The 23,929-nt window shown below is 70.0% G+C and carries 26 protein-coding genes; 13 read left to right on the top strand and 13 right to left on the bottom strand.

Annotated elements, in window-relative coordinates; all coding sequences use genetic code 11:
* Positions 1–12: 12 nt before the first annotated feature.
* From WMF29_RS25575 to WMF29_RS25565, 3 genes are all read right to left on the bottom strand, one after another.
* Positions 13–1,155 carry a penicillin-binding transpeptidase domain-containing protein gene (locus WMF29_RS25575; protein ID WP_437322760.1) on the bottom strand — a complete coding sequence of 381 codons (1,143 nt, stop codon included), beginning with the start codon at positions 1,153–1,155 and terminating at the stop codon, positions 13–15.
* 139 nt (positions 1,156–1,294) lie between these two features.
* Positions 1,295–1,639: a VOC family protein gene (locus WMF29_RS25570; protein ID WP_437322759.1), complete on the bottom strand. Its 345-nt coding sequence runs from the start codon at positions 1,637–1,639 to the stop codon at positions 1,295–1,297.
* 29 nt (positions 1,640–1,668) lie between these two features.
* Positions 1,669–2,277 (bottom strand): YdeI/OmpD-associated family protein, encoded by a 609-nt coding sequence (locus WMF29_RS25565; protein ID WP_437322758.1) that lies wholly within the window; start codon positions 2,275–2,277, stop codon positions 1,669–1,671.
* A 137-nt stretch (positions 2,278–2,414) separates the two neighbouring features.
* On the opposite strand from WMF29_RS25565, the gene WMF29_RS25560 reads away from it, so the two are divergent.
* On the top strand, positions 2,415–2,738 hold the full coding sequence (locus WMF29_RS25560; RefSeq protein ID WP_437331259.1) for a hypothetical protein: 324 nt from the start codon (positions 2,415–2,417) through the stop codon (positions 2,736–2,738).
* On the opposite strand, the gene WMF29_RS25555 is transcribed toward WMF29_RS25560, so the two are convergent.
* The 4 genes from WMF29_RS25555 to WMF29_RS25540 all read right to left on the bottom strand — a co-directional run bounded on the left by WMF29_RS25555 (position 2,666) and on the right by WMF29_RS25540 (position 4,601).
* On the bottom strand, positions 2,666–2,893 hold the full coding sequence (locus tag WMF29_RS25555; RefSeq protein ID WP_437331167.1) for an addiction module protein: 228 nt from the start codon (positions 2,891–2,893) through the stop codon (positions 2,666–2,668). The genes WMF29_RS25560 and WMF29_RS25555 overlap by 73 nt on opposite strands.
* A gap of 387 nt (positions 2,894–3,280) precedes the next feature.
* Positions 3,281–3,814, bottom strand: coding sequence for a hypothetical protein (locus WMF29_RS25550; RefSeq protein WP_437322757.1), 534 nt, complete (start codon positions 3,812–3,814; stop codon positions 3,281–3,283).
* 129 nt (positions 3,815–3,943) lie between these two features.
* The gene (locus tag WMF29_RS25545; protein ID WP_437322756.1) at positions 3,944–4,360 is read right to left on the bottom strand and encodes a hypothetical protein; all 417 of its coding nucleotides are present in this window, start codon (positions 4,358–4,360) and stop codon (positions 3,944–3,946) included.
* Positions 4,326–4,601, bottom strand: coding sequence for a hypothetical protein (locus WMF29_RS25540; RefSeq protein WP_437322755.1), 276 nt, complete (start codon positions 4,599–4,601; stop codon positions 4,326–4,328). The genes WMF29_RS25545 and WMF29_RS25540 overlap by 35 nt, the downstream gene beginning before the upstream one ends.
* Before the next feature lie 274 nt (positions 4,602–4,875).
* Between WMF29_RS25540 and WMF29_RS25535 the strand changes: the two genes are divergently transcribed.
* Positions 4,876–5,382: a hypothetical protein gene (locus WMF29_RS25535; RefSeq protein ID WP_437322754.1), complete on the top strand. Its 507-nt coding sequence runs from the start codon at positions 4,876–4,878 to the stop codon at positions 5,380–5,382.
* Between the two features lie 345 nt (positions 5,383–5,727).
* Positions 5,728–6,582 carry a hypothetical protein gene (locus WMF29_RS25530; protein ID WP_437322753.1) on the top strand — a complete coding sequence of 285 codons (855 nt, stop codon included), beginning with the start codon at positions 5,728–5,730 and terminating at the stop codon, positions 6,580–6,582.
* An 82-nt stretch (positions 6,583–6,664) separates the two neighbouring features.
* On the opposite strand, the gene WMF29_RS25525 is transcribed toward WMF29_RS25530, so the two are convergent.
* Positions 6,665–7,132, bottom strand: coding sequence for a hypothetical protein (locus WMF29_RS25525; protein WP_437322752.1), 468 nt, complete (start codon positions 7,130–7,132; stop codon positions 6,665–6,667).
* Positions 7,133–7,810: 678 nt separating this feature from the next.
* Between WMF29_RS25525 and WMF29_RS25520 the strand changes: the two genes are divergently transcribed.
* The gene (locus WMF29_RS25520; protein ID WP_272093629.1) at positions 7,811–8,386 is read left to right on the top strand and encodes a hypothetical protein; all 576 of its coding nucleotides are present in this window, start codon (positions 7,811–7,813) and stop codon (positions 8,384–8,386) included.
* A gap of 10 nt (positions 8,387–8,396) precedes the next feature.
* Here the strand turns inward: WMF29_RS25520 and WMF29_RS25515 are convergent, their stop codons facing one another.
* Entirely contained in the window at positions 8,397–8,945 is a 549-nt protein-coding gene (locus tag WMF29_RS25515) for an EF-hand domain-containing protein (protein WP_437322751.1), read from the bottom strand.
* A 251-nt stretch (positions 8,946–9,196) separates the two neighbouring features.
* Here WMF29_RS25515 and WMF29_RS25510 point away from each other — a divergent pair, with 251 nt between their 5' ends.
* Complete coding sequence (locus WMF29_RS25510; RefSeq protein ID WP_437322750.1) at positions 9,197–9,424, top strand: hypothetical protein; 228 nt, start codon at positions 9,197–9,199, stop codon at positions 9,422–9,424.
* Positions 9,425–9,467: 43 nt separating this feature from the next.
* Here WMF29_RS25510 and WMF29_RS25505 read toward each other — a convergent pair whose 3' ends face one another.
* A complete protein-coding gene (locus WMF29_RS25505) occupies positions 9,468–10,016 on the bottom strand; it encodes an EF-hand domain-containing protein (RefSeq protein WP_437322749.1) in 549 nt (182 codons plus the stop codon).
* Positions 10,017–10,267: 251 nt separating this feature from the next.
* Here WMF29_RS25505 and WMF29_RS25500 point away from each other — a divergent pair, with 251 nt between their 5' ends.
* The 4 genes from WMF29_RS25500 (at position 10,268) to WMF29_RS25485 (ending at position 13,649) form a co-directional block, all read left to right on the top strand.
* Positions 10,268–11,260, top strand: coding sequence for a sigma-70 family RNA polymerase sigma factor (locus tag WMF29_RS25500; protein ID WP_437322748.1), 993 nt, complete (start codon positions 10,268–10,270; stop codon positions 11,258–11,260).
* A gap of 134 nt (positions 11,261–11,394) precedes the next feature.
* Entirely contained in the window at positions 11,395–11,823 is a 429-nt protein-coding gene (locus tag WMF29_RS25495; RefSeq protein ID WP_373372156.1) for a DoxX family protein, read from the top strand.
* Between the two features lie 103 nt (positions 11,824–11,926).
* Complete coding sequence (locus tag WMF29_RS25490) at positions 11,927–12,283, top strand: YciI family protein (RefSeq protein WP_437322747.1); 357 nt, start codon at positions 11,927–11,929, stop codon at positions 12,281–12,283.
* 382 nt (positions 12,284–12,665) lie between these two features.
* Complete coding sequence (locus tag WMF29_RS25485) at positions 12,666–13,649, top strand: aldo/keto reductase (RefSeq protein ID WP_437322746.1); 984 nt, start codon at positions 12,666–12,668, stop codon at positions 13,647–13,649.
* Positions 13,650–13,695: 46 nt separating this feature from the next.
* On the opposite strand, the gene WMF29_RS25480 is transcribed toward WMF29_RS25485, so the two are convergent.
* On the bottom strand, positions 13,696–14,490 hold the full coding sequence (locus WMF29_RS25480; RefSeq protein ID WP_437322745.1) for a hypothetical protein: 795 nt from the start codon (positions 14,488–14,490) through the stop codon (positions 13,696–13,698).
* A 204-nt stretch (positions 14,491–14,694) separates the two neighbouring features.
* Here WMF29_RS25480 and WMF29_RS25475 point away from each other — a divergent pair, with 204 nt between their 5' ends.
* The 4 genes from WMF29_RS25475 to WMF29_RS25460 all read left to right on the top strand — a co-directional run bounded on the left by WMF29_RS25475 (position 14,695) and on the right by WMF29_RS25460 (position 21,212).
* Positions 14,695–15,144: a hypothetical protein gene (locus tag WMF29_RS25475; protein ID WP_437322744.1), complete on the top strand. Its 450-nt coding sequence runs from the start codon at positions 14,695–14,697 to the stop codon at positions 15,142–15,144.
* Between the two features lie 316 nt (positions 15,145–15,460).
* Complete coding sequence (locus WMF29_RS25470) at positions 15,461–16,387, top strand: PAS domain S-box protein (RefSeq protein ID WP_437322743.1); 927 nt, start codon at positions 15,461–15,463, stop codon at positions 16,385–16,387.
* An 80-nt stretch (positions 16,388–16,467) separates the two neighbouring features.
* Complete coding sequence (locus tag WMF29_RS25465; RefSeq protein WP_437322742.1) at positions 16,468–18,009, top strand: NCS1 family nucleobase:cation symporter-1; 1,542 nt, start codon at positions 16,468–16,470, stop codon at positions 18,007–18,009.
* 422 nt (positions 18,010–18,431) lie between these two features.
* Positions 18,432–21,212: a hypothetical protein gene (locus WMF29_RS25460; RefSeq protein ID WP_437322741.1), complete on the top strand. Its 2,781-nt coding sequence runs from the start codon at positions 18,432–18,434 to the stop codon at positions 21,210–21,212.
* Positions 21,213–21,286: 74 nt separating this feature from the next.
* Here the strand turns inward: WMF29_RS25460 and WMF29_RS25455 are convergent, their stop codons facing one another.
* Both WMF29_RS25455 and WMF29_RS25450 read right to left on the bottom strand, forming a co-directional pair.
* A complete protein-coding gene (locus WMF29_RS25455; protein WP_437322740.1) occupies positions 21,287–22,531 on the bottom strand; it encodes a vWA domain-containing protein in 1,245 nt (414 codons plus the stop codon).
* Complete coding sequence (locus tag WMF29_RS25450) at positions 22,528–23,886, bottom strand: AAA family ATPase (RefSeq protein WP_437322739.1); 1,359 nt, start codon at positions 23,884–23,886, stop codon at positions 22,528–22,530. Before WMF29_RS25450 ends, WMF29_RS25455 begins: the two co-directional genes overlap by 4 nt.
* Positions 23,887–23,929 lie beyond the last annotated feature (43 nt).

The following is a 23,929-nucleotide window of genomic DNA, read 5'->3' as shown; positions in this document are numbered from 1 at the left end:
GGGCTCGGCCCCTCAGCGACGCCGGGCCACGGGCCCCGGGCGCCTCCGGCCGAAGTAGATCTCGAGCAGCTCGCGCCCCACGAGGTTCGCCTTGGTGCGCCACGCGATGTCGTTGGCCAGCATCACGGAGACCGCGATCTCGGGGCGATCCGACGGCGCGAACGAGGCGAACCACGAGAACATCCGCGACGGGCTGCCGCCGACGAGCGTGCCGGTCTTGGCGGCGACGGGCATGGTGCCGAGGGCGCGGGTGCCGTCTGGCTTGCGGAACGCCTTGGCGCAGGTGCCCCGCCGCGTCGTGATCTCGAGCATCGACCGGAGGGTGCGCGCGACGTCGGTCCGGAGGCCGCGGCCGTCGGTGCTCCGCGGCGTGACGGCGCCCGCGTCCTCGCGATCCTGCGCGCCCGGCGGCGCGAGCAGCGAGAGGCGGACGCGCTCGCCGTCGTTGGCGATCGTCTGCATCGCGAACAGGGCGCCGAGCGGGCTGAGCCGCCCGCTCCAGAAGCCCGCGGCGGCGCGGGCGAAACCGAGCCCGCCGGCGGGGATGTTGGCGGTGCTCGGCGCGACGGGGATGTCGATGGGGACCTCGCCGTCGAAGCCGAGGTCGCGGGCCTTGTTGCGCAGGTCGTCGGCCGTGAGGTGCCGGCCTGCGAGGCGGGCGAAGACGCCGTTGATGCTGCGGCCGAGCGCCTCGCCGAAGACGGTGCAGGTGGCGCCGCGGCCCTCCAGGTCGGCCGCGGTGATCGCGCTCATGCCGCCCGTGTAGCAGACGGGCGTCGCGATGTTCACCTTGCGGCCCTCGAGCAGCGCCGCCGCGGTGACGATCTTGAAGAGGCTCGCGCTCGGGGCGAGCGGGGTCGCGACGTAGTCCCGGTCTCCGCGGCTCGCCCACACGAGGATGCGGCCGGTGCGGACGTCGGAGGCGACGATGGCGCCCTCGGGGGCGCCGGAGCGGGCGAGGAGGCGCTCGGCGGCGCGCTGGAGCTCGGGATCGAGCGTGAGGCGCACCTGCTTGCCCGACGCGCCGACCGTGGCGTGGACCGCCCCGGCCTCTACGTGGAGCTTTCGGACGCCCGGCGGCGCCGGAGATGCCGTCGCCGGCGCGATCCCGACGGCGATCGCGGCGGCGAGCGCGAGGAAGAGACGCGATCGCACCGCGCGGAGATGCCAGGCGGCGCGCCGGAGGGCCAAGTTCCGCGCGCTGTTCGCGACAGGTACCTCGTCGCCCGAGGAGGAGGGGCGGGAGCGGCTCGTGAGGTGCTGCGCCCGCTCCTCTGCTTTGCCCTGGAGCGGCTCAGCGTTCTTGTTCCAGGGCGATCCGGTGACCGTCGGGATCGATGACCGTCACGGGCGAGCTGCCTTCGGAGCCGACGGCGCCGACGACCGCGCCCAATGCTCTGAGCGACGCCAGGACCCGCGCGAGGTCGGAAACGACGAGCCCCAGGCGGAGACCGGAGGTCGGCTTGTCCGAGAGCGGATAGAGCTCGAGGATCATTCCTCCCACATCGCACGAGTAGTGCTTCGCTCCGCTGCCGTGCTGTTCCGGGGACAAGCGCAGGCCAAGGCCCTCGTAGAACCGCCGCGAGCGCTCGAGGTCTGCGCACCGGAGAACCAGGTAGGCAACACGTTGCACGCTCATTGGAGTGGAGCCGCGCGCGCCGACGCAGGTCAGCGTCGCCCTTCCGGCACGATGGTCTCACCGCGCGCCAGCATCGCCACCAGCGTCTCGATCTTCTTCGCGCGCCCGGCGGGCGTCTTCACGTTGTTCATGCGAAACGCCAGCGCGAAGAGGTTCTGGCGTCCGAGGGTCTGGAGCGTCTTGCGCGCCCGTGGGTTCGCCTCGATGGCCGCGCGAAGGTCCGCAGGAAGGGTGTCTTCGGTCGCGCTTCGCATGGGGGCGTAGGCGGCCTCCCAGCGACCATCCGCCTTCGCGGCGTCGACCTGCCGCTGGCCGTGCGGGGTCATGCGGCCGGCTGCCGTCAGCCGAGCGACGTGATCCCTGTTGATCTGGCTCCAGACGCTCCTCGCCTTGCGAGGGGTGTACCGCTGCAGAAACGAGACCTCGTCGAAGGACTTCCGGATGCCGTCGATCCACCCCCAGCACAGGACCACGTCCAGCGCCTGCGCGGTGGTCACCGTCGGCACGCCCGAGTCCTTCTTGTGAATCTTCAGCCACAGCTCGGTCTCGCGGGCGTGGTTCGCGGCCAGCCAGGCTTCGAAAGCCGCCTCGGTGGGGAAGCTCTTGATCTTGTCTGGATTGGGAATGATCGGTGCCATGAGAACGGTCCTGGTTGAAGCCTATCGATCAAGGAGCCAAGGGAGCCGGCGCGCCGGGGGCACTGCACGCACCAGAGCTTTCCTACGCAGCTCGGTGCTTACAGCCGATCTTTCCACGCGTCCGGATGGCGGTGCAGATGAAGCACCGCTATCACGAGCACCAAGGGTTCTTCGAGTACGAAGAAGACACCGTAAGGAAAGATTCGAACCAGTGCGCGACGAATGCCGGGCTCGATCTCAGGAAACTGGAGAGGATTCTCTACGGTACGGCGGATCGTGGCATCCACTTCAGACTCGAATCGGAATCCGAGATGGCGTCGCTCCCGCTCGTAGCGAAGCGCAGCCTCAAAGATTTCGACCTCCGCTTCCTGGCGGATTTCAAGCCGTCTCATCGCTGCGCGGCGCGCAGGCGCGAGAGCAGGTCTCGGCGGGCCTCCTCCCACGAGCGGCTTGAACCCTGACCAGCTCGGTGCGCCGCCAGGCGTTCCGCGATGATCTCGCGATGCCACTCCAGGGCTGGGACTGCCTCAGGATGGAGCGCGATGCGGTCCCAGAGGGCCTGGACGTAATCAAGCTTCTCAGCGGGGGAGAGCTCGTCGAAACCTGGAGGGGGCATCGCCGGGAGGGACATATCCGCAAATATACCGCAAACGCCACGGGAGATCACGCCCGTCGGGCCGTGCCTCACGTCAGGGTATCCGCGGGCCATTTCTGTCCGCATTATCCAACGATTCCAGCATCTTATGCGACGCCCGCGCCAGTCCGGGGCCGTGCCGGCCGAGAGGGCTCGGCCCCCACGCGCGGGTAGAGCAGAGACAACCCTGCACTCCGCGCACGGGGCGGAGAGAGGGGTCGGGAGCATGATCGACGAGACATCTCTCTGGCTGAGCGCTCCTGTCTAACGGCTGGCCGCCGCGCCACGGGCCAGGTGGCCGAGTGAAGCGAGGCTGCCCGGATCATCGCGCATCAGCGGCTTGTTGGGCGGTTGTTACCCGCTTCGGCTCTATGCATGAGGCCTTTCCTCGTTGACGACCTCAAGCGCGTCGAACTCCTCGATCGACAACTCCACGAACTCTACCAGCGGCTGCCAACCATTCGGGGCGGCCCCGCGTTGCCACGTGAACCGGGCAATCGCCTGCACGCCACCGCACACGGTGGCCTCAAGAACCACGCCGTCGAGAACTCCGACCTGCTCGAGCGGCCGACGGACGGGAACTTGCAGTTCCTCCAGCTTCCGGAGCAATCGCCATAGCGCTGCGGGCTTGGCTGCGACCTGATCGTAACCAACCACGAGATCGGCTCCCGCGCTGGTCGAGAGAGAGCGGAAGAGGTGCAGGTTGCCGACGTCGCCGCGGATCTCGTAACATACGCCTGCTCGCCACGATGGACGACGAACGAATTGTGCCTGCAGGGAGCCCACGCCGGGAAATCCCCAGGTCATGTCGTGCGGATCGCGCGGCGTGGCGATGGCGAGCTCGATCTCTTGGCGTCGCTCGTCTTCGAGACGCATCTGCTGGCGTTCCTTCTTCGGGCTCATGATTCGCTCTGGTATACACGCGCATCCGCCCAACAGCTACGGCTTCTGCCGCGCGTGGGTGCGCACAGGGCAGCCACGCGTCGGTCACCAGCGCCATGTTGGGCGGCTTGTGTGGGGATTCGCCCGGTGTCACGTCGCCGCCTGCAGAAGAGCCTGGGTGCGGGACAAGACGCCATTTGCCAAGTCGCGTGCGCGTGCGAGGTTCCCGATCAGTTGAGCAAGCACGTTGACCGCCTCCTGGCGGACCGCATCGAGTTCGTAGGTCAATTTCAGCAGTAGCCCAAAACTGTCTCGATACTGCTCGCGCGCTTCGGCTGCTCCCCCCAATTGGTCTCGATAGCCTTCGACCACTGCAGCATTCGCTTCAAGAGTCTCGCGAGATCGAGAACGAGGCAGGCTGCTGAGATGCGTGATCCCACTCATGGATCCAAAAGCCTCCTGAATAGATTGCGAGAAGCTCGGCAGCTGGGCGAATAGTGCGTTCTTCATGTCGGTCATGGCGCTTACGAAATTATTGGTGATGCGCAGTCGATCCTTGTTGGGCATCCGCCGAAGCTCTTCGTCGCTCTACCTTGTGCGGGGCGAGGCTCTGCCTGGCGGCCCGCCAGAGATCCTCGTCGCCTAGCAAGTGCAACGCGGCGATGGCCTCCGCCATGTCGACCGGCAGCTCGTCGGGTTCGTCTGGGAGCGAGGTCGCCACCGCGTCGACGAGCTCGGCCTCGACGGTTCGTTGCGTCTTCTGAGCGCGGCGAGCCAGGCGCTCGTACAGCGGCTCGGGCAGGTTCACGGTAACGGCTCGAACGGCCATATCCTGGTTTACGATGGGCCGTCGAGGCCAGCAAGCTCGGCGGTGCAAGGCACAGCGCGACGCGCAGCCGGCCGTTCTCCTCTGCCGTGCCATGATCGGTATCATCGTCGGCCCAACGAGTCGTCGACTGGTCAACCGAAGCCAGCGGCCCAGGCCGGGAGGGATGCCCGGTCCGACGGATCCGCGTGCGGGAGGCTCGCCGCCGCCGCGGCGGTCGTCGCCGAGCGTCGGGTCTGGTAGGGTGCGCGCAGAGGTGCCTGTGCTCAAGCTGCCGAAAGATCTCGTCGCCGATCCGCGCCATGACGCGGTGTCCGATCTCCTCACCAAGCACGCGGGTCTCTTGTGGGAGAGCGGCCGAAACCAGGTGGCGACGCTCCCGATGACCGACGCGCTGGCCGCGGAGCTCCGCGGCGCGCTCGCGGCCGAGCACGCCTGCCACGGCCTCGAGCTCATCGCCGAGAAGCTCGCCGGCGAGCAGAAGGGGCTGGACGCCGCGGCCAGGAGGGCCCCGGAGAGCCCGCAGAACGCCCGCGCGTCGCGCATCCTCTTCCTCGCGAGCGACGGCAGCACCCGCTTCTATCGCGACTGCGACGCGCTCCTCTCCCGCTACCCCCAGCGCCTCCTGGCCTGCCGGCTCGAGATCACGGGCGAGGCGCTGGGAGAGAAGCTCACGGGGAGCGCAAGGCTGATCCGGAGCGTGCTTGTCCTCGACAAGAAGGTTGCCGCCAGAGCGCTGCTCGCCCTGCTCCCGCCGGGCTGACGCCTGACGGCGCCACGGCACGCTCCACCGCAGCGCGTCCTCCATCCACCCGGCGCTCGCGCACAGCACGCGGCGCTCGCGTGCAGGCAGCACCCTCGGCGCGGCGTCCTGGAGGGGCACGCCTCCGCGCCTGAAGGTCTTGGCCTCCAGGCCACAGCCTCCATACAGGCGCCCAGCATTTTAGCAGGACTGTCGCCGTGTTCCCGTACCGGCGCTCGCTCCACGAGCGCCCCCTCGAGATCGCCGGAAATCCGCGCCCGCCGGACCGGCACGCTGCGTGCTCAGCGTGCTCAGGAGGAAGGATCGTCAGTCGAACAATCGATCCCCGACCGGAGAGAACCCGTCATGAAATCTACCGCATTCATCCTCAGCAGCCTCGTTGTCCCCTTCGCCCTCGTCGGTTGCGTCTCGGACTCCGAACCTCTCGACGAGGGGCCCATGGACGTCGAGGAGGTCGCCGCCTTCCCCGAGGCAGCCCGCGCCCCGGCGGAGGTGCAGCCGTCCGAAGGCATCGGCGCGCAGAACACCGCGCCGGCCCCGGACGCCCTCGCCCAGCAGACGCTGACCCCCGTCGCGAAGTCTGGCGCAGAGATCGCGGTCAGCTCCGGCAGCGCGCAGTCCCTCGTCCTCCTCCAGCTCCCGATCGTCAACCTGCTTTACAACCCCGGCTTCGAGAACGCGCAGGCCGGCATCCCGTCGGGCTTCATCGATCATGGCAACGCCAACGCGTCATGGTTCGCCGGCTGGGGCACCGCGGCGGACTCCTGGCCTGCCACGAGCAATGATCTGAACTACGGCGCCATCGCGACATGGCTCAAGACCGACGTCGTGCACACGGCCAACAGGCGCAGCCTCCTCGTGTCCGCGACGACGACCAACGGCGGCATCGCCCAGCAGTACTGGACATCCGCCAGCCCGCCGCCGAACAACCCCTACCTGCGGTTCAGCGTCTGGGTCTATACAGTGACCGGGCAGGTGACGATAGGGCTCGGCAGCGGCGGGACGGGGTATAACACCAGGACCTCGACCCAGACCGGAAAGTGGGAGTACCTCCAGACCTGCGGCACGTCGTTCAACAACGAGGTCTATATCTACACGATCGGCGGGCCGGCCGTGTACTACGTGGACGACGCCAACGTGTCGGCGACGCCTTCGCCCCTCCTCGACCAGTATTGCTCGCCCGGCGCCGTCGTCTTCTGATCCACGCCGCCGCCGCTGCCCGGCGCGCAAGTCGGGAGAACCCGCGCCGGGCGCACCGAACATGGGCTCCGCGCTGCATCGCTCAGTCGGTGCAGCACGGCGCCCCGCCGGGAGCGCCGCAGGTCGCCGGATCGTCGCTGCATGGCAGCCCCCAGGCCACGGTGGCGCCGAGGACGACCTCCACCTGCGCCGCGTGCTTCGTCGAGCCGTCGTCGTTGCGCGCCTCCGCCGCGAGGAGCACGTGGGTCCCCTCCTTGAGCGCGGTGGCCGGATCCCACACTCTTCCGGGGAGGAACGCAATGAGCCCGTACGCGTGCGGGAACTCCCCGGGGACGAGCTCGATCATCCCCTCCTGCGGCACGCCCGGCGGGAACAGGTCCCCGGTCGCAGGGTCCTTGACGCTGTACCGAACACGCACCCTCTCCCCGCAGTCGGTGCAGCCGACGGCGAACCAGAGGTGATATCCCCCCTGGGGCCCGGTCATCACCGGGAGCGTGGCGCCCTCCTCGATGCTCTCGAAGCAGGTCTCGCCGGTCCCGATCTCGAACACCGCGGGGTCGTCCGGCAGGCGGCACCCGCCGCCACCGCCCGCCCCCGTGGAGCTGCCGCCTTCCCCCGTGGAGCCGCCAGCGCCCGCTCCATTCGAGCTCCCGCCGCCGCCCTCGCCCGTCGAGGCGCTGCCGACGCTCCCCTCGCCGGTGGAACTACCGCTGCCACCGTCACCGGCGGAGCCGCCGCCCATCGAGTCCGCCTCGACGCTCGAGCTGCAGTGGAGACACAGAAGCGCCAGGATGAACACGGGAGTTGCTTGCGAGCGGGTCAATGCGCGAAGAAAAGACCGCATTCTCATGGGGAGCACCTGGAACACGCGAGAGCGCTGTAGAGGGGAAGACCGGAGCGCTTTACCTTCAGGCGCGATGTCCCGGAGGGCCGCGGCGGACTCGACGTCAGCGTCGGCCCTGGCAGACTTGGCAGCAACCGTTCCATCGCCGCTCCGCGCGATCCGGGCGCTTTCCCGAGCGCGCCCGCTGGCGCGCTGCGCCATGTGTGCCAGGCGCAGACAGCGCTGGCACAGGGACCAGGCGCCCACGGCCCGGCGGGCGTAGGCGTGCGCGCTGGAGAAGAGCGGCGGCGCGCCCAGCCCGGCCGGCGTCTTCGAGACCCACGCCGTGCCTTGGCGCGCTATGGTGTCGTCTCCCGGCCGGAGGCCGGGGGTTCCTTGCCGCCCATGCCGACGACCCGCCTGTTGCACAGCGCCGAGATCCCCCAGGCCGACAACCTCGCGAACGTGCGGCGCGTGCTGGAGGCGCTCTCGGGCGGGGTGACCGAGAAGGAGCGGATCTCCGAGCAGACGGGCATCTCCTTGCGGCACGTCGGCTATGCGCTCGCCGCTGCCCGCGTCCTCGGCTGGCTCGGCGACGACGGCGCCTCGATCACGCCCGCGGCACGCGAGCTGCTCGCCACATCGTCCGGCTCTGCCGACGAGCGGACGCACCTGCGGCGCGCGATCTTCGCCTGCGAGGTCGTGAAGGAGGTCGCGCCGGATCTCTTCGAGCCCTCGGCGCCGACGCGGGAGGCGCTCGCGCGCCGCATCTTCCGCTTCACCGCGGGGATCGGGAAGGAAACCGCGCGCCGGCGCGCGCAGACCCTGCTCGCCTGGCGGAGCCAGGTGCTGGAGCGGCAGCTCCCGCTCTTCCCGAAGCGTCCGAGGAAACGCGCCGCCACGGCGGCGGCGGGCGCTGGCGAGGAGACAGCGCCCGCCGAGGAGACAGCGTCCGGCGAGGCGACGGCGCCGCGGCGCTGACCTCGCTGCTCTACCGCGCTGCCGGGGCCTTGCGTGCGCCGCGCGCCGCGCGCAGCTCGTCGGGGCTCAGCTTGCCGTCGCGGTTCGCGTCCGCCGCCTTCACCCGCTCCCAGCGCTTCTCACCGACCTCGTCCCTGGTGAGGAAGCCGTCGCCGTTCTTGTCCTTCTTGGCGAAGCGCGCCTTCTGCTTCGCCTGCCGGTCCTTCATGCGCTGCTCGGCGTGCGCCTTGAGCTCCTCGGCCGACAGGTTGCCGTCCTTGTTCGTGTCCGCCTTGCCGAGCCGCTTCTGCGCCTTCTCGGGGAGCTCCGCGACGGTCAGCTTGCCGTCGCCGTTCTTATCGAAGCGCTTGATGAGGCGGGCCGGGTCCTTCGGGCCGTGCTGGCGGCGGGCGTCCTTGCCTTGGCCCTGGTGCGGCGCCGGCTTGTCCCCCGTGCCGCCCGCGCCGTTCGCCGCGTAGGCCGCTCCGCCGCCGGCGAGGACGGCCGCCGCAAGGAAGGTGCCGAGGACGAAGCGGCGGATCGCGCTGTGGGTCTTGTTGGAGGAGAGGGCGAGGGTCATTGGGTCGTGCTCCTTGGTGCAAGGGCCAGCCTGTTCTTGCCGGCTTCTGTTCCTGGGACGCTCCCCGGGCCGCCCTCCCTACGCGCCCCTCGATCTTTTTTCCGGGAGCGGGCGCGACCCCCGGCGCCTCCGGGTTCACGGCGGGGTGCCCGGGTTCGAGGTCGCCTTTGCCCGCAGGCATCCTGTGCAACTCCTGCTATTCCGCGCCGGGGAAGGCGCATAACGTGGTCCTGCAATCGGCGGGTCGCGCGATGGACAGCGCTCCCCTCACGCTCCTCGGCGTCGTCCTGTGCATCATCGCCCTCGTGTATTACGCGAAGATGCGCGGCCGGAGCGGCGCGTGGGGCATCGTGGGGCTGGCCACCTGCATCGGGCTGGCGCTCCTGTACTTCCTGCCGAAGCACTGCCTGAACTGCGAGGCGAAGCACTCGTACCGATCGAAGGGTTGCAATCGCTGCGGCGCGCCGCTCGGCTCCTGAGCGGGCGGACCGCGCCTCTCCACGTCTCGGGCTCGCCTCGGAGTTACCGCGCTGCCGCCGGCTTGTGCGCGGGGTGGGCCGCGCGCAGCTCATCGGGGCTGAGCTTGCCGTCGCGGTTCGCGTCCGCCGCCTTCATCTGCTCCCAGCGCTTTTCACCCACCTCGTCCCTGGTGAGGAAGCCGTCGCCGTTCTTGTCGTTCTGGGCGAAGCGCGCGTTCTGCTTCGCTTGCCGCTCCTTCACCTGCTGCTCGGCGTTCGCCTTGAGCTCCTCGGCCGACAGGGTGCCGTCCTTGTTCGTGTCGGCCTGGCCGAGCTGCTTCTGCATCTTCTCGGGGAGCTCTGCGACGGTCAGCTTGCCGTCGCCGTTCTTATCGAAGCGCTTGATGAGGCGGGCCGGGTCCTTCTGGCCGTGCTCGCGGTGGGCGTTCTTGCTCTGGCCCTGGTGCGGCGCCGGCTTGTCCCCCGTGCCGCCCGCGCCGTCCGCCGCGTAGGCCGCTCCGCCGCCGGCGAGGACGGCCGCTGCGAGAAAGCTGCCGAGGACGAAGCGACGGATCGCGCTGTGGGTCTTGTTGGAGAAGAGAGCGAGGGTCATTGGGTCGTGCTCCTTGGTGCACGGGAGAGCGTCTTCGTATCGGCTTTTGTTCCTGGGACCCTCCCCGGGCCGCCCTCCCTCCGCGCCCCTCGATTCTTTTTCTTTTGTGAGCGGTGACGCGGCGGACCCCCGGCGCGCTCGCGGTGGGCTTCGTGCCGGCTGGGCTCGCCAAGACGCATGCCGCGCGGACGGAGGGCAGGGGGGCCGCGAAGGACCAAAGGATCAGGCTGCGCCCGAGGTAACCTGCCGCGATGGATATCTCCTCGATCCCCGCAGCCAACCCCCCTCCCAGCGAGATGGAGTTGCGCCTGGAGCAGCACCGGCAGGAGCTGACCGGCCACTGTTACCGGATGCTCGGCTCCGCGTTCGACGCGGACGACGCCGTGCAGGAGACGATGGTGCGGGCGTGGCGGAGCTTCGATCAGCTCGAGGGCAGCGCGGCGATGCGATCGTGGCTGTACCGCATCGCCACCAACGTGTGCCTCGACATGCTGCGGGGCCGGTCGAGGCGGGCGCGACCGATGGATCTCGGCCCGGCGGGCTCGGCCGAGAACCCGGTCCTCGACACGCTGGTGGAGGCGACGTGGGTGCTGCCGATCCCCGACGGTCGGGTGCTGGCGGCGTCCTGCGACCCGGCGGAGCTGGTCTCGTCGCGGCAGACGATCCGGCTCGCGTTCGTGGCGGCGCTCCAGCGGCTCCCGCCCCGGCAGCGCGCGGCGCTGCTGCTGAAGGAGGTCCTGTCCTGGGAGGCCGCGGAGATCGCGGAGCTGCTCGGGATGACCGTCGCCTCGGTCAACAGCGCGCTGCAGCGCGCCCGGGCGACGATGGGCCAGGACGAGAAGACCGACCTCCATGAGCCGATGAACGAGGCGCAGCGGTCCCTGCTCGGCCGCTACGTCGCGGCCTTCGAGCGGCAGGACGTCGACGCGCTGGTCTCGCTGCTCCGGGAGGACGCGACCTGGTCGATGCCGCCCTACCGGCTGTGGCTCCGGGGGCGTCCCTCTGTGCACGCCTGGCTCCTCAAGGTGGGCGAGGGGTGCAGAGGCTCGCGGCTCCTGCCGGTGGCGGCGAACGGATCCTTCGCGCTGGGGCAGTACCGGCCGAGCGGCCCTGGCGGCGCCTTCGTCCCGTGGGCGATCCAGGTCATCGAGGTGTCCGCCGGCGAGATCGTCGGGGTGTGCTCGTTCCTCGACGCCGAGCGGCTCTTCCCGCTCTTCGGCCTGCCCCTCCGGCCCGAGGCGTAGCTCCGAAAAAAATCTTCCGGACGACCGATGAATCGGGCGCGGTCGCGCGGTCCTAGGGATCGAATCGGCCGCGCCGCGCCACCGTGACCCCGGGGCGGGCGGACCGATCTGTCCAGATCGACCCGGAGGAGACGATGGAGATGAGCGCCTTGATGTCGGAGAAGCACGTGGAGCCGGTGGTGGTGTCGAACAAGAAGGTCTGGGCCGGGCGGGTCCTCAGCGGCCTCTCGGTGGCGTTCCTGCTCTTCGACAGCATCGGGAAGCTGATGATGGTGCCCCAGGTGCTGGAGGGGTCGGAGCAGCTCGGATATCCCGTGAGCTCGGTCCGCGGCATCGGGCTCGTCCTGCTGGCGAGCGTCGTCACGTACGTGATCCCGCGCACCTCCGTGCTCGGCGCGGTCCTGCTGACGGGCTTCCTGGGCGGCGCCATCGCCACGCACGTGCGCGTCGACAACCCGCTGTTCAGCCACGTCCTGTTCCCTGTGTACGTCGCCGCGATGATCTGGGGCGGGCTGCTCCTGCGCGACGAGCGGCTGCGCGCGCTGTTTCCGCTCCGGAAGTAGCGGGGGTCGAGAAACCGCCGCGCGATCGATGAGTCGGAGCGGCTCGCGCGGTCCGATCGAGGAACGCCCGCCGTGCCGGGCGAGCACCCAAGGAGAGACGACGATGCGATTCTTGATGCTGTATCGGCCTGACAAAAACCAGCAGGAGCTCTGTGCACCCGATCCGGAGCACATGGCGCAGATGGGGAAGCTCATCGACGAGATGACGCGGGAGGGCGTGCTCCTCGGCACCGACGCGCTCCTCCCCACCGCGATGGGCGCGCGCGTGCGGAGAGCAGGCGCCGAGCTCACCGTGAGCGACGGGGCGCTCCCGGACATGAAGGATCCGATGGTCGGCTACGCGCTGATCCGGGCGGCCTCGAAGGAGGAGGCGATCGCGGGGGCGAAGCGCTTCCTCCAGGTCGCGGGGGAGGGCTACTGCGAGGTGCTGCCGCTGATGGACGGGCCTCCGCCCTCCTGAGCGCCCCAGTCGTGCGTTGTTGCGCTGTCGTCTGAATTGTACAGCGTGATGGCTGTCTGAAGCCTCCGACCAGAGCTTCATCTTTCCCGGGAAGGTGCCGACAGCCTCCGGCCAGAGCTTCGTCTTTCCCGGGAAGGTGCCGACAGCCTCCAGCCAGAGCTTCGTCTTTCCCGGGAAGGTGCCGATAGCCTCCGGCCAGAGCTTCGTCTTTCCGGGGAAGGTGTCGACAGCCTCCGGCCAGAGTTTCATCTCTCCCGGGAGGGGGCCAGCACCCTCCAACCGGTCGCTCGAGAGGTCGAACCGCCCTTGACTTCGTGCGCACGCTAACTTTTACGTTGGCGTCCGCCGCCGCGGCCTCTCCGTGGCGCCAAGGAGCCCCACCATGCACACTCGCAAGCTCGGAACTCTGCAGGTCTCCGCCGTCGGCCTCGGCTGCATGGGCATGAGCGATTTCTATGGTGAGCGCGACGAGGCCGAGTCGATCGCCACGATCCATCGCGCCATCGAGCTCGGCGTCACGCTGCTCGACACCGCGGACATGTACGGCCCCTTCACGAACGAGGAGCTCGTCGGCCGGGCCATCGCGGGCCGGCGCGATCGCGTCGTCCTCGCGACAAAGTGCGGCATCGTCCGCGACCCGAACGACGTCACGGTCCGCGGCATCAACGGCGCGCCGGAGTACATCCGCGCGGCGTGCGACGCGAGCCTGCGGCGCCTGCGCGTCGATGTGATCGATCTCTACCAGCTGCACCGCGTGGATCCGAAGACGCCAATCGAAGACAGCGTCGGCGCGATGGCGGACCTCGTGAAGGCCGGCAAGGTGCGCGCGATCGGCCTCTCGGAGGCGAGCGCATCGACGCTCCGGCGCGCCCACGCGGTTCACCCGCTCGCGTCGGTGCAGACCGAATACTCGCTCTGGTCGCGCGATCCCGAGGACGACGTGCTCGCCACGTGCCGCGAGCTCGGCATCGGCTTCCTCGCGTACAGCCCCCTCGGCCGCGGCTTCCTCACGGGGCAGATCCGGCGCTTCGAGGATCTCGCGCCGGACGACTACCGCCGCATCTCGCCGCGGTTCCAGGGCGAGAACTTCCAGCGGAACCTGGATCTCGTGGCGAAGGTCGAGGGCATCGCGCGGGAGAAGGGCGTGAAGGCGTCGCAGCTCGCGCTCGCCTGGGTGCTCGCGCAGGGGGACTTCATCGTCCCGATCCCCGGCACGAAGCGCCGCAGCTACCTCGAGGAGAACGTCGCCGCGGAGGCGCTCGAGCTGACCGAGGGCGATCTGCGGCGCCTCGACGCGGTGGTGCCGAAGGGCGCGGCCGTCGGCCTCCGCTACCCGGAGCCGGGCATGCAGCTCGTGAACCAGTGAGCGACGCGGCCTGAGGACCGCGCGCACGCCGATCCGGCGCGCGGCATCATGTGTCTTCGGGCGCGGGGTCAGCCCTGTCTTTCGGGCGCGCGGCGACCCTCGCCTCTTCGGGCACCCCGGGCAGCCGGAAGACATGCAGGGGGCCCTCGGACGAGAGCAGGCCGGCGAGCGCCGGATCGGTCATCACCTCGAGGAGGTCGCGCTCCGTGTCGTCGACCGTGCACCGTCGCCGCACGAGGCGGACGACCTGCGAGTAGTCCACGTGATCCGGATCGTGCGCGAGCCCGAGGGGTTGCCACAGGGTGTGCTGGCCGTACCTGTGGGCCGCGCCCGGGTCGAACCAGCCGTAGTTGGCGGCCCGGTCGGGGCGATCCGCGAGGCGGTTGGTGAGTACCCAGTGCTTGCCCACGTTCTCGATGAGCCCGGCGCGCCCCGCGACGTGCTCCTCGACGCGGCGGTGATGCTCCAGCATGCGGGAGGTGCTGGCCATCGTGGCATCCGGGGCGCCGATGCACGGCGGGATCCGCACGCCGGCCTGCTCCCACACGAGGTCGCAGAGGCGCGTCGTCAGCAACGCGCACTCGAGCAGATCCGCGATTCGCTGGGTCGTCCGCGCGGAGGCATTCACGCGGACGGAGTCCTCCGCGTCGCCGATGCGGAGCGCGTCGGCGCTCACGAGGAACGTCGCGCGGCGATCGTCGAGCTGGCTGTACACAGGGACCCACGAGATCGGCGCCAGGTAGCCGGCCTGCACCGCTTCCAGGATGGCCTCCTCGCGCGCCGCGCACGCGTGCTCCGGAAGGCGTGCGACGAAATCGGTGCCTCTCAGGACGTCTGTCATGCTCCCCCCTCCCGCGAGCGCGACCGCGGCGCTCGAGGTGGAAGCGTGAGCGGAAGCGGACGCGGCAGGAAGATGTTTCGCTCTCTCGTCTACGGCGTGCCCACGGCCGCGCGCTCCCGTGCCGCTTTGCGCTGTCCGTCCGCTCGCCCTAAGCTCCGCCCCATGTCGCCCCCGGCGAGCCGTCTCTCCCTGCGTCCGTCCCGCGTGCCCCGCGCACCCCGCTTCCTCTTCGCCGCCTGCGCCGCCGTCCTCGCCGCGCAGGCGGGCGGCTGCGGCTCGAGCGCTTCCCGGGGGCCCGACGCAGGCGCCGCGATCTCGTCGATCGACGCGCGCCTGCGCGGCAGCTTCAGGCTCGTCCGGTTCGAGCCCGAGGTCCCGCTCGAGCCGATGCTCGCGTCGATGCTCGAGTTCCAGTACGCGCACCTGGTCGTCCGCTTCGATGGGAAGCGCATCCTCGCGGACTCACCCGGCCTCCACGTGGACCGCGCCTACGAGATCCGCGACCCCGCGTGGGATCGGTTCAAGCTGGTCTCCTACGACGAGGCAGGGGTCGCCTACGAGGCGCTGTGCGAGTTCTCGGGCCAGGAAGAGCTCATCGTGCACGCGCAGACGCCGCCCTGGAAGGGCGTCGCCACGCTCCGGCGGGCACAGTAGCGAGCGGCCGGCCCTCTCGCGTCGATGCCCGTCAGCGGCGGAGCGGGAGCAGATCCGCGCGTGATGCGCCTGCCATGCTCTCTTGATGAGACGAAGAGACGCATGCTCGTGCAGGCGTGATCAGGTGCGCTCCGGTGCGTCGATGGGACGACAGGGCGTGCGCTGTAGGATGCGCTGCACGCGCCTCCGGCACGCTCGAAATTCACCCGGCGCTATCGTCCTCTGGTAAGATAGCTAAGACGGACGTAACTGTCCACACGGCGCGCCAAGGAATCACCGGATCATGAACGACGGCGAAGCGAATGTTGTCGCTGCGATGCGAGCGGAACTGGAGATGCTCCGCTGGCGCAACGCCGAGCTCGAGCGGGAGCTCGCCGAGAAGCAGCGCGTCGAGAACGCGCTGCGGGAGAGCGAGGCGCGCTACCGGGGCATCGTCGAGGACCAGACCGAGCTCATCTGCCGCTTCCGGATGGATGGCACGCTGACCTTCGTCAACGACATCTACTGCCGGTACTTCGAGAAGACGCGGGAGGAGCTGGTCGGCCACCGCTTCATGCCGATGGTCCCCGACGAGGACGGGCCGCAGCTCGCTCGGCAGTTCGCGAAGCTCGGCCCCGAGAACCCGATCGTCCACACCGAGCACCGCGTCATCCTCCCGAACGGCTCGGTCCGCTGGTTGCACTGGACCAACCGCGCCCCGCTCGGCGAGGGGGGGCCGCTCGCCGAGTTCCAGGCGATCGGCGTCGACGTCACCGAGCGACGGCACGCGGAGGACGAGGTGAGGCGCCTCAACGCCGAGCTCGAGGTGCGCGTGGCGGACAAGACGAAGCGGCTCGAGCAGATGGTCCGCGAGCTGTCGACCCCGCTGATGCCGGTGGCGGATCAGGTCATCGCGGTGCCGCTGATCGGCTTCCTCGACAGCGACCGCGCCGCGGCGACGCTCGAGACCGTGCTCAACGGGGTCGTCACGCACAGCGCCAGGACGGTGGTCCTCGACATCACCGGCGTGGGGGTCATCGACTCCCAGGTAGCCGACTCGCTCATCCGGCTGGCCAAGGCGGTGAACCTCCTCGGCTCCCAGGTGGTGCTCACCGGCATCCAGCCGCGGATCGCGCAGACGCTGGTCGCGCAGGGCGTCGGCGTGGGCGGCGTCGTGACGCTCCGGACCCTGAAAGAGGGTATCGCGTTCGCCCTGCGGCGCGGGCTCACCGCCTCTCGACCTCCGGCCCTCCAGGGCAGCTAGCTCCGAGCCTCGCCGCGCGCCGGAGAGGGCGCGCCTGCCCACTACCCAGTCTCACGTCCGATCGTGTAGCCTCATCGGCGATGGCGCACACGCAAACGACTGCTCAACCCGACGTGCATTCGGCTGCTCACGGTGCGAAAGCCGGCGAGGGCTTTCAGGGGATAGGAGGGGACATCGACTCGCGCTACATCAACGAAGATATCGCGCCCGTGCGCTCGGACCAGCGCAAATGGGGGATGAAGGACATCGCTGCGCTCTGGGTCTCCATGTGCGCCTGCACCCCGACGTACATGCTCGCCTCGGGGCTGATCGCCGAGGGGATGAGCTGGGGGCAGGCTGTCCTCACGATCCTCCTCGGCAACGTCATCGTGCTCATGCCCATGATCCTCAACGCGCACGCGGGCACGAAGTACGGTATCCCGTTCCCCGTCTATTGCCGGAGCGCCTTCGGCGTCCGAGGGGCGAACGTGCCCGCCGTGCTGCGCGCCCTCGTGGCCTGCGGCTGGTTCGGGATCGGGACGTGGCTCGGCGGGTGGGCCATCTACAAGATCGTGGCGGTCTTCGTCCCGTCGATAGAGCAGATGCCGCCGACGCCGCTGGGGATCAACGTCCCGCAGCTCGTCTGCTTCCTGTTCTTCTGGGGCATCAACATCTGGATCATTCGCATGGGCATCGAGTCGATCCGGATCTTGCTGAACATCAAGGCGCCTCTCCTGATCGGCCTCGGCCTGGCGCTGCTCCTCTGGGCCTATAGCCGCGCCGGCGGGTTCGGCCCGATGCTCGAGAAGCCCTCGTCCTTCGGGGTGGGGCAGCCCAAGGAAGGCCAGTTCTGGGTCTTCTTCTTCCCGGCGCTCACGGCGATGGTCGGCTTCTGGGCCACCCTGGCCCTCAACATCCCGGACTTCACTCGCTACGCGCATTCGCAGCGCGATCAGGTCATCGGACAGGCGATCGGCCTGCCGCCCACGATGGCGTTCTTCTCGTTCATCGGCGTCGCCGTCACCTCCGCCACGGTCGTCATCTATGGCGAGACCCTCTGGGATCCGGTCGTCGTCATCACCCGCTTCGAGAACCCGGTCGTCCTGATCATCTCGCTCGCGGCCCTCTGCATCGCCAACCTGGCGACCAACATCGCCGCGAACGTGGTGAGCCCGGCCAACGATTTCTCGAACCTCTGGCCGTCGCGGATCTCCTTCCGCACCGGCGGCCTCATCACCGGCATCATCGGGATCCTGATGCAGCCGTGGCGGCTCGTCAGCGACCCGACGGGTTATATCTTCACATGGCTCGTCGGCTACTCCGCGCTGCTCGGGCCCCTCGGCGCGATCCTGATCGCGGAGTACTACGTCGTCCGCAGGACCAACCTCGATCTCGCCCAGCTCTACAAGCGGGGAGGGATCTACTGGTACGCGGGCGGGTGGAACCCCGTCGCGATCGTCGCCCTCGTCCTCGGCATCCTGCCCAACTTGCCTGGCTTCCTCGGCACCATCAAGGTCGCGACGGTCTCCAGCGCATGGATGGATCTCTATAGCTACGCCTGGTTCTCGGGCTTCGCCATCTCGTTCGTCGTCTATGTCGCCCTCTCGCTGATTCGCCGCCCGGCCAAGCTCGCCGCGGCCTGACCCTCATCGCCTCGCGGCGAGGTGCGCGACCCCACCGCCCATCCAACTCAGCATCAGCGCGGTCAGCCGCGAACGCCGCGCCTTTCGCGCGGAGCGCGCTCCCGAGGACGCCCTCTGCCTCGGGAGCGCCGTCGGCTCCTCGCCGGCGCGCGCCGGCGAGGAGCCGGCGGGCTGCGTTTTTTTGTACGCGGGCATTCATCTCGTGATCAACGACGAGACTCCCCCACGGCAACAACGTTGTTGTGGGGCGGGGCCCCACCGTGGGAGACCTGTGGTGTGTTGTGGAGCGCTCCCGCCGCCGAGGCACTCCGCAAAGTGTCTTGCCAAACAACGTGGGTTGATTCCATTCGTCTGTCTCTTGCTCCGTGGGCGCCTTTCGATGGATCATAAAATGTCGCTCATCTCCCGCCTTCGAGGTGCCCATGAACAAGCTCGTCCTCTGGTCGCTCCCGGCTCTCGCCCTGGCCGCATGCGCTGATAACGGCACGCCCGTCGACGAAACACCGACCGTCGCGGGCGCCCCGATCACGGTCGCCGCCGCCCGGCCCTACTCCCTCTTCGAGAGCGGCCAGGTCCGCCCTCTCGCCCTCTCGCCCGACGGCTCGATGCTCTTCGCCGTCAACACGCCTGACAACCGGCTCGAGATCTTCAAGGTCCGGAGCGGCGGGCTCGAGCACCGCGGCTCCGTCGCCGTGGGCCTGGAGCCCGTCGCCGTCGCGGCCCGCAGCGATGACGAGGTCTGGGTCGTCAACCACCTCTCCGACAGTGTGAGCGTGGTCGACGTCTCGAGGCCGAGGAAGCCCCGCGTCGTGCGCACGCTCCTCGTCGGCGACGAGCCTCGCGACATCGTGTTCGCCGGCGCTGGCAAGAGCCGGGCCTTCATCACCACGGCGCACCGCGGGCAGAATAGCCCTGTGGATCCGGCGCTCACCACGCCGGGCGTGGGCCGCGCCGACGTCTGGGTCTTCTCGGCGGCGAGCCCGAGCCCCGCGCCGCTCAACATCATCACCCTCTTCAGCGACACGCCGCGCGCGCTCGCCGCCACGCCCGACGGCTCACGCGTCTATGCGGCGGCCTTCCACTCCGGAAACCGCACCACGGTGATCGAGACCAACATTGTCAACCTGGGCCTCGGCCTGCCCCCGCCGACCACCAACGCCGCCGGGGTCGTGCAGCCCAAGGCGCCCCTCATCGTCAAATTCAACGGGACGCACTGGGTGGACGAGCTGAATCGATCCTGGGACGACCAGGTGAACTTCTCGTTGCCCGACAAGGACGTCTTCGTCATCGACGCCCTGGCCACCCCGCCCGCGCCCGTCGAGGGGGCCGGGGGCGTGTTCCGGGGGGTCGGCACGGTCCTCTACAACATGGCCGTCAACCCGGTGAGCGGGCGCGTCTACGTGGCCAACACGGAGGCGTTCAACGAGAATCGCTTCGAGGGCCCCGGCGTCTTCGCCGGCCACACCGTGCGCGGCCGGTTCAACCACAACAACATCACGGTGATCGATCCAGCGACGGGCAGCGTCGCCCCGCGGCACCTGAACAAACACATCAATTACAGCGCGTGCTGCGCCCCGGTCCCGAACGCCGAGAACCGGAAGAGCCTCGCGCTGCCCACGGGCATGGCCGTCTCCAGCAACGGGAAGAAGCTCTACGTCGCCGCGCTCGGCTCGGACAAGATCGGCATCTTCAACACCGCGGCGCTCGAGGCCGACACCTTCGTGCCGAGGCTCGCGCGCCAGATCCCGGTCTCCGGCGGCGGGCCCACCGGCGTGGTGCTGGACGAGGCGCGCGGGCAGCTCTACGCCCTCACGCGCTTCGACAACTCCATCTCGATCATCGACGTCGATGACAAGGCCGAGGTCGCGCACGTGCCCATGTACAGCCCCGAGCCGGAGAGCGTGGTCCGCGGCCGCCGCTTCCTCTACGACGCGTCGTTCACGTCGAGCCACGGCGACTCGGCGTGCGCGAGCTGCCATGTCTTCGGCGATCTCGACAGCCTGGCGTGGGACCTCGGCGACCCCGACGCGGTGAACAGGCCGATGCCAGGCCCCTTCGTGCTCGATCCGACGATCTTCGGCGCGCCCGCCGAGTTCGCCGCGCTCAAGGGGCCGATGACGACGCAGAGCCTGCGCGGGATGGCCAACCACGGCCCGATGCACTGGCGCGGAGACCGCACCGGCGGGGAGGACGCGCCGAGCGCGCAGCCGAACAGCGGCACGTTCGACGAGGAGGCCGCGTTCAAGAAGTTCAGCGTCGCCTTCGTCGGCCTGCTCGGGCGAAACGCGCCCATCCCCGCGGCGGACATGCAGGCCTTCACCGACTTCGCCATGCAGGTGATGTATCCGCCCAACCCCATCCGCCACCTGGACAACTCGCTCACCGCCGATCAGGCGGCGGGCAAGGCCTTCTTCACCCTGCCGCCCAGCGAGGGCGGCGCGTGCGCCTCGTGCCACGTGCTCGATCCCACCGCCAACGCCGAGTACGGGGTCGAGTTCCCCGGCTTCTTCGGGACCGACGGGCGCTACACGTTCGATTTCATCTTCCAGAGCTTCAAGGTCGCCCAGCTCCGCAACGTCTATCAGAAGGTGGGGATGTTCGGCATGGTGCAGAACCCGCGCTTCAACAACCGGAACTTCGAGTTCCAGGGCGATCAGATCCGCGGGTTCGGCTTTGGCCACGACGGGACGATGGATACGGTCTTCCGCTTCCACGATCAGAACGGCTTCAACGAGGCGCCGGGGGTCGCCGGCTTCCCGCCGGGGGCGGCGGGCGAGGTGCTGCGCCATCAGGTGACCAAGTATCTTCACGCCTTCGACAGCAACCTGGCGCCCATCGTGGGCCAGCAAGCGACGCTCGCCGGCGCGGGCGACACGGCCGCCGAGCTGCGCGTGGATCTCCTGATCGCGCGCGCCGACGTGGGGGAGTGCGATCTCGTGGCCAAGGTCCGCCTCCACGGGGATGAGCAGGGCTTCCTCTATCAACAGGGCGCTGGCACGTTCCTGCCCGACAGGGCGGCGAGCCCGGCGATCAGCGCGGCGGCGCTGCGCGCGATCGCGGGGCCGAACAAGGCGCTGACCTTCACCTGCGCGCCGCCCGGCTCGGGGACGCGCATGGCGCTCGACCGCGACGGCGATGGGGCGCTCGACGGCGACGAGGAGGACGCGGGGAGCGACCCGGCGGATCCGGCGAGCACGCCCTGAGGCCCCGAGTCCGAGCCCGCGCGGCGAGCCCACGCCGCGCGGGCGTCTTCGCGCCCTCGCGCGCCGCCTTCACATCACCTTGGCCGAGGCTTCCTCGCAAGCCACGCGCGCTCGCCCCACGGGCACGCGAAATCCTGCGGCTTCGTCAGGATCCAGAGCACCGGCAGCGGCGGCGGCGCCGGGGGCGTGGGCCCCGCGCCGTCCGTGAAATAGATGACGCCGGAGACCTTCCGCGCCGCCAGGAACTCCGGGGCGAACACCGGCCGCAGATCGGTCCCGCCGCGGCCGCCGACCTCGTCGAGCCGCCCGTCGAACGCGTACACGCGCCCGATCTCCACGTCGCACTCGACCACGGTGATGCGCGCCGACTCGCTCATCACCTGCAGCTGCCGGGCGATCTCCGAGAGCTCCTCGCGCCGCATGCTCATCGACGTGTCGATCGCGACGAGCACCGACGGCTTCGTGATCGCGCGGGGCGCGTACGTCCTGCCGGGGACCTCGCCGACGCGGCCCGGGAAGCGCCGGTTCGGCCGCGCGTACGTGTGCACCGGCGCGCGCTCCCTCGCCACGAACATCCTGAGCGCGGTCTTCCAGTCGAGCGGGTGCGCGGGCGGGCCCAGCGCGTCCGTCAGCTCCTCGATGAGCCGCCCCGGCGTCTTGCCCGCGAGCAGCAGGCCGGGCACGTCCGCCGGATCGCCGTCGTCCGCGAGCGCGTCCGCCTCCTCGGCGGCGCGCAGCAGGAGCTGCCGCGTCTGCTCCACAGCGCCCGGCTCCCGCGAGGGGCGCCGGAGCACGCGGTGGTCGTCGACGGCCTCGCCGCCGCGCTGCGGGAGCTTGCCCTCGCGCGCCGCGCTCACGAGCAGCTCGTAGCGCTCGAGCGTGCTCTGGCCGCCGCGCAGGCCGATCGCGGCGTAGGGCTGCCAGCGGATCGGGTCGGGGAGCGGCTCCTCGATGTACTCGTTGGCCGACATCTCCAGGGCGAGGTCCATGAGCTCCGGCTCGTCCGCGCCCGCGAACTTGGGGTGGCACAGGTGCCCGAGCGCGACGTGGTGCACCTCGTGGAGGAGCACGCCCCGCAGGAACACGGGCTCGTTCATGAACGACTCCACGTTGACGTGGAGGAAGAAGCGGCCATCGAACAGCGAGACGGCCATGCGCTTGACCGAGGGGTCCGCGACAGGCGCGAGCCGCGCGAGGATCGCCGCGTAGCAGGGGTACTTCTCCAGGAAGCCGGGATCGCGCACGAAGGCGTCGAGCCACGCGGCGAGCGCGTCCTCGGGCACGTCGCCGCGCCCGCCGCGCCCCGCCGCCTCGCTCATTGCGGCCGGACCGGCGTGACGCCGTGCTTCTTCAGCGCCCCCGCGAGCCGGAGGGCCCAGCGCTCCGGCAGCTGCGCGAGCAGCTGGCCAAGGCACACGCGCGCGACGTTGCTCCGCCGCACGTCGACGAGCTTCGCCTGCTGCGCGAGGTGCGCCGACAGCGCGGTCACGACGAGCCCCACGCGGTGCTGCCGCAGCGGATCGGCGCGCCACGCCAGCACCTTCTGCTCGGCGGCGCTGCCCGCGTAGTTCTGGAGCAGCTCCTCCGGGCGGACGTCGATGAGCTGCGTGGCCGTCGCGTTGCCGCCCAGCGCGTCCTGGAGGCGCTCGCGGTGGTCGCCAGGCAGGTCGGCGAGCAGCGCCTCGAACGCCGCCAGCGACAGCTTGCGCTGCGCCGCGAGCACGCCGACCTCGGGCCCCTCGAGCAGCGGCGCGAGCCGCGTCGTCACCTCGTCGAACCGGTCGGTCTCCCCGCGCTCGCGCGCCCCGCGCAGCACCTTGCCCGCCGGCGAGCTCGGCCCGTAATCGGCGAGCAGCGCGCGCAGATCGAAAGGCAGCCGCGTCGACCAGGTGTCCTTCGACGCGAGCAGGAGCTCGACCCAGCTCGGGGGCAGGTACCCGCCCAGCGTGTCGCGCAGGAGCACGCCGTCCGCGAGCTCCTCGGGGCGGAGCGCGCTCAGCACGTGCGACGCATAGGTCCAGGTGCGCGGGGGGACGTCGTCCAGGACGCGCTCGTGCGCCTGCGCGAGGGCGATCACGCCCGGGTGGAGCCCGTTCACCTGCGCCCAGGCGAGCCAGGACGCCCGGTCCGCGCGGACGTTCAGGTGAAGGAACCGCGCGCGGAGCGCGCGATCGAGGGGGGTCACCTGGTAATCGGCCGACTCGGGGTTGACGGCTGCGAAGCACACCCACCCGGTGGGCAGCTCGTACTCGTGCAGCCGCCGGGCGCTGAGCAGCTGGAGCGCCGGCTGCTGGATGTACCGCTCCGCGCGGTTGAGCTCTTCCAGCATCAGGATGCCGGCGCCGTCCTGGGGAAGCACCGACGGCGCCGCGTAGGTGGTCCGGCCGTCCCGGATGACCGGCAGGCCCACGAGGTCGGGTGGCTCGAGGAGGCTCAGATCGAGCACGACGGTGGCGATGCCGAGCCGCTCGGCGAGCTGACGGACGAGCTCGCTCTTGCCGATCCCCGTGGGCCCCTCGAGCAGCACCGCGCGGCGCGCGCGGTAGGCGAGCTCGAGCACGGCCTCGAGGCGCGGCCCGACCGGGATGGGCGCGGAGCGTCCCTCGAGGAGGTTCGGTGAGGTCGCCGGGGCCGGCCTGCCCGGCGCGTTGCCATCGGATCTGGGCTTCGTCACGGATGAAGAGGGGGTGCCGCGCGAGGGCGAAGAAAGGACCGCC

This window comes from Sorangium sp. So ce381, assembly GCF_051473845.1.
In the GTDB taxonomy this organism is placed as follows: Bacteria; Myxococcota_A; Polyangia; order Polyangiales; family Polyangiaceae; genus Sorangium; species Sorangium atrum.
The sequence above is the reverse complement of the archived record's forward strand: the minus strand, read 5'-3'. Positions and strand labels throughout refer to the sequence as shown.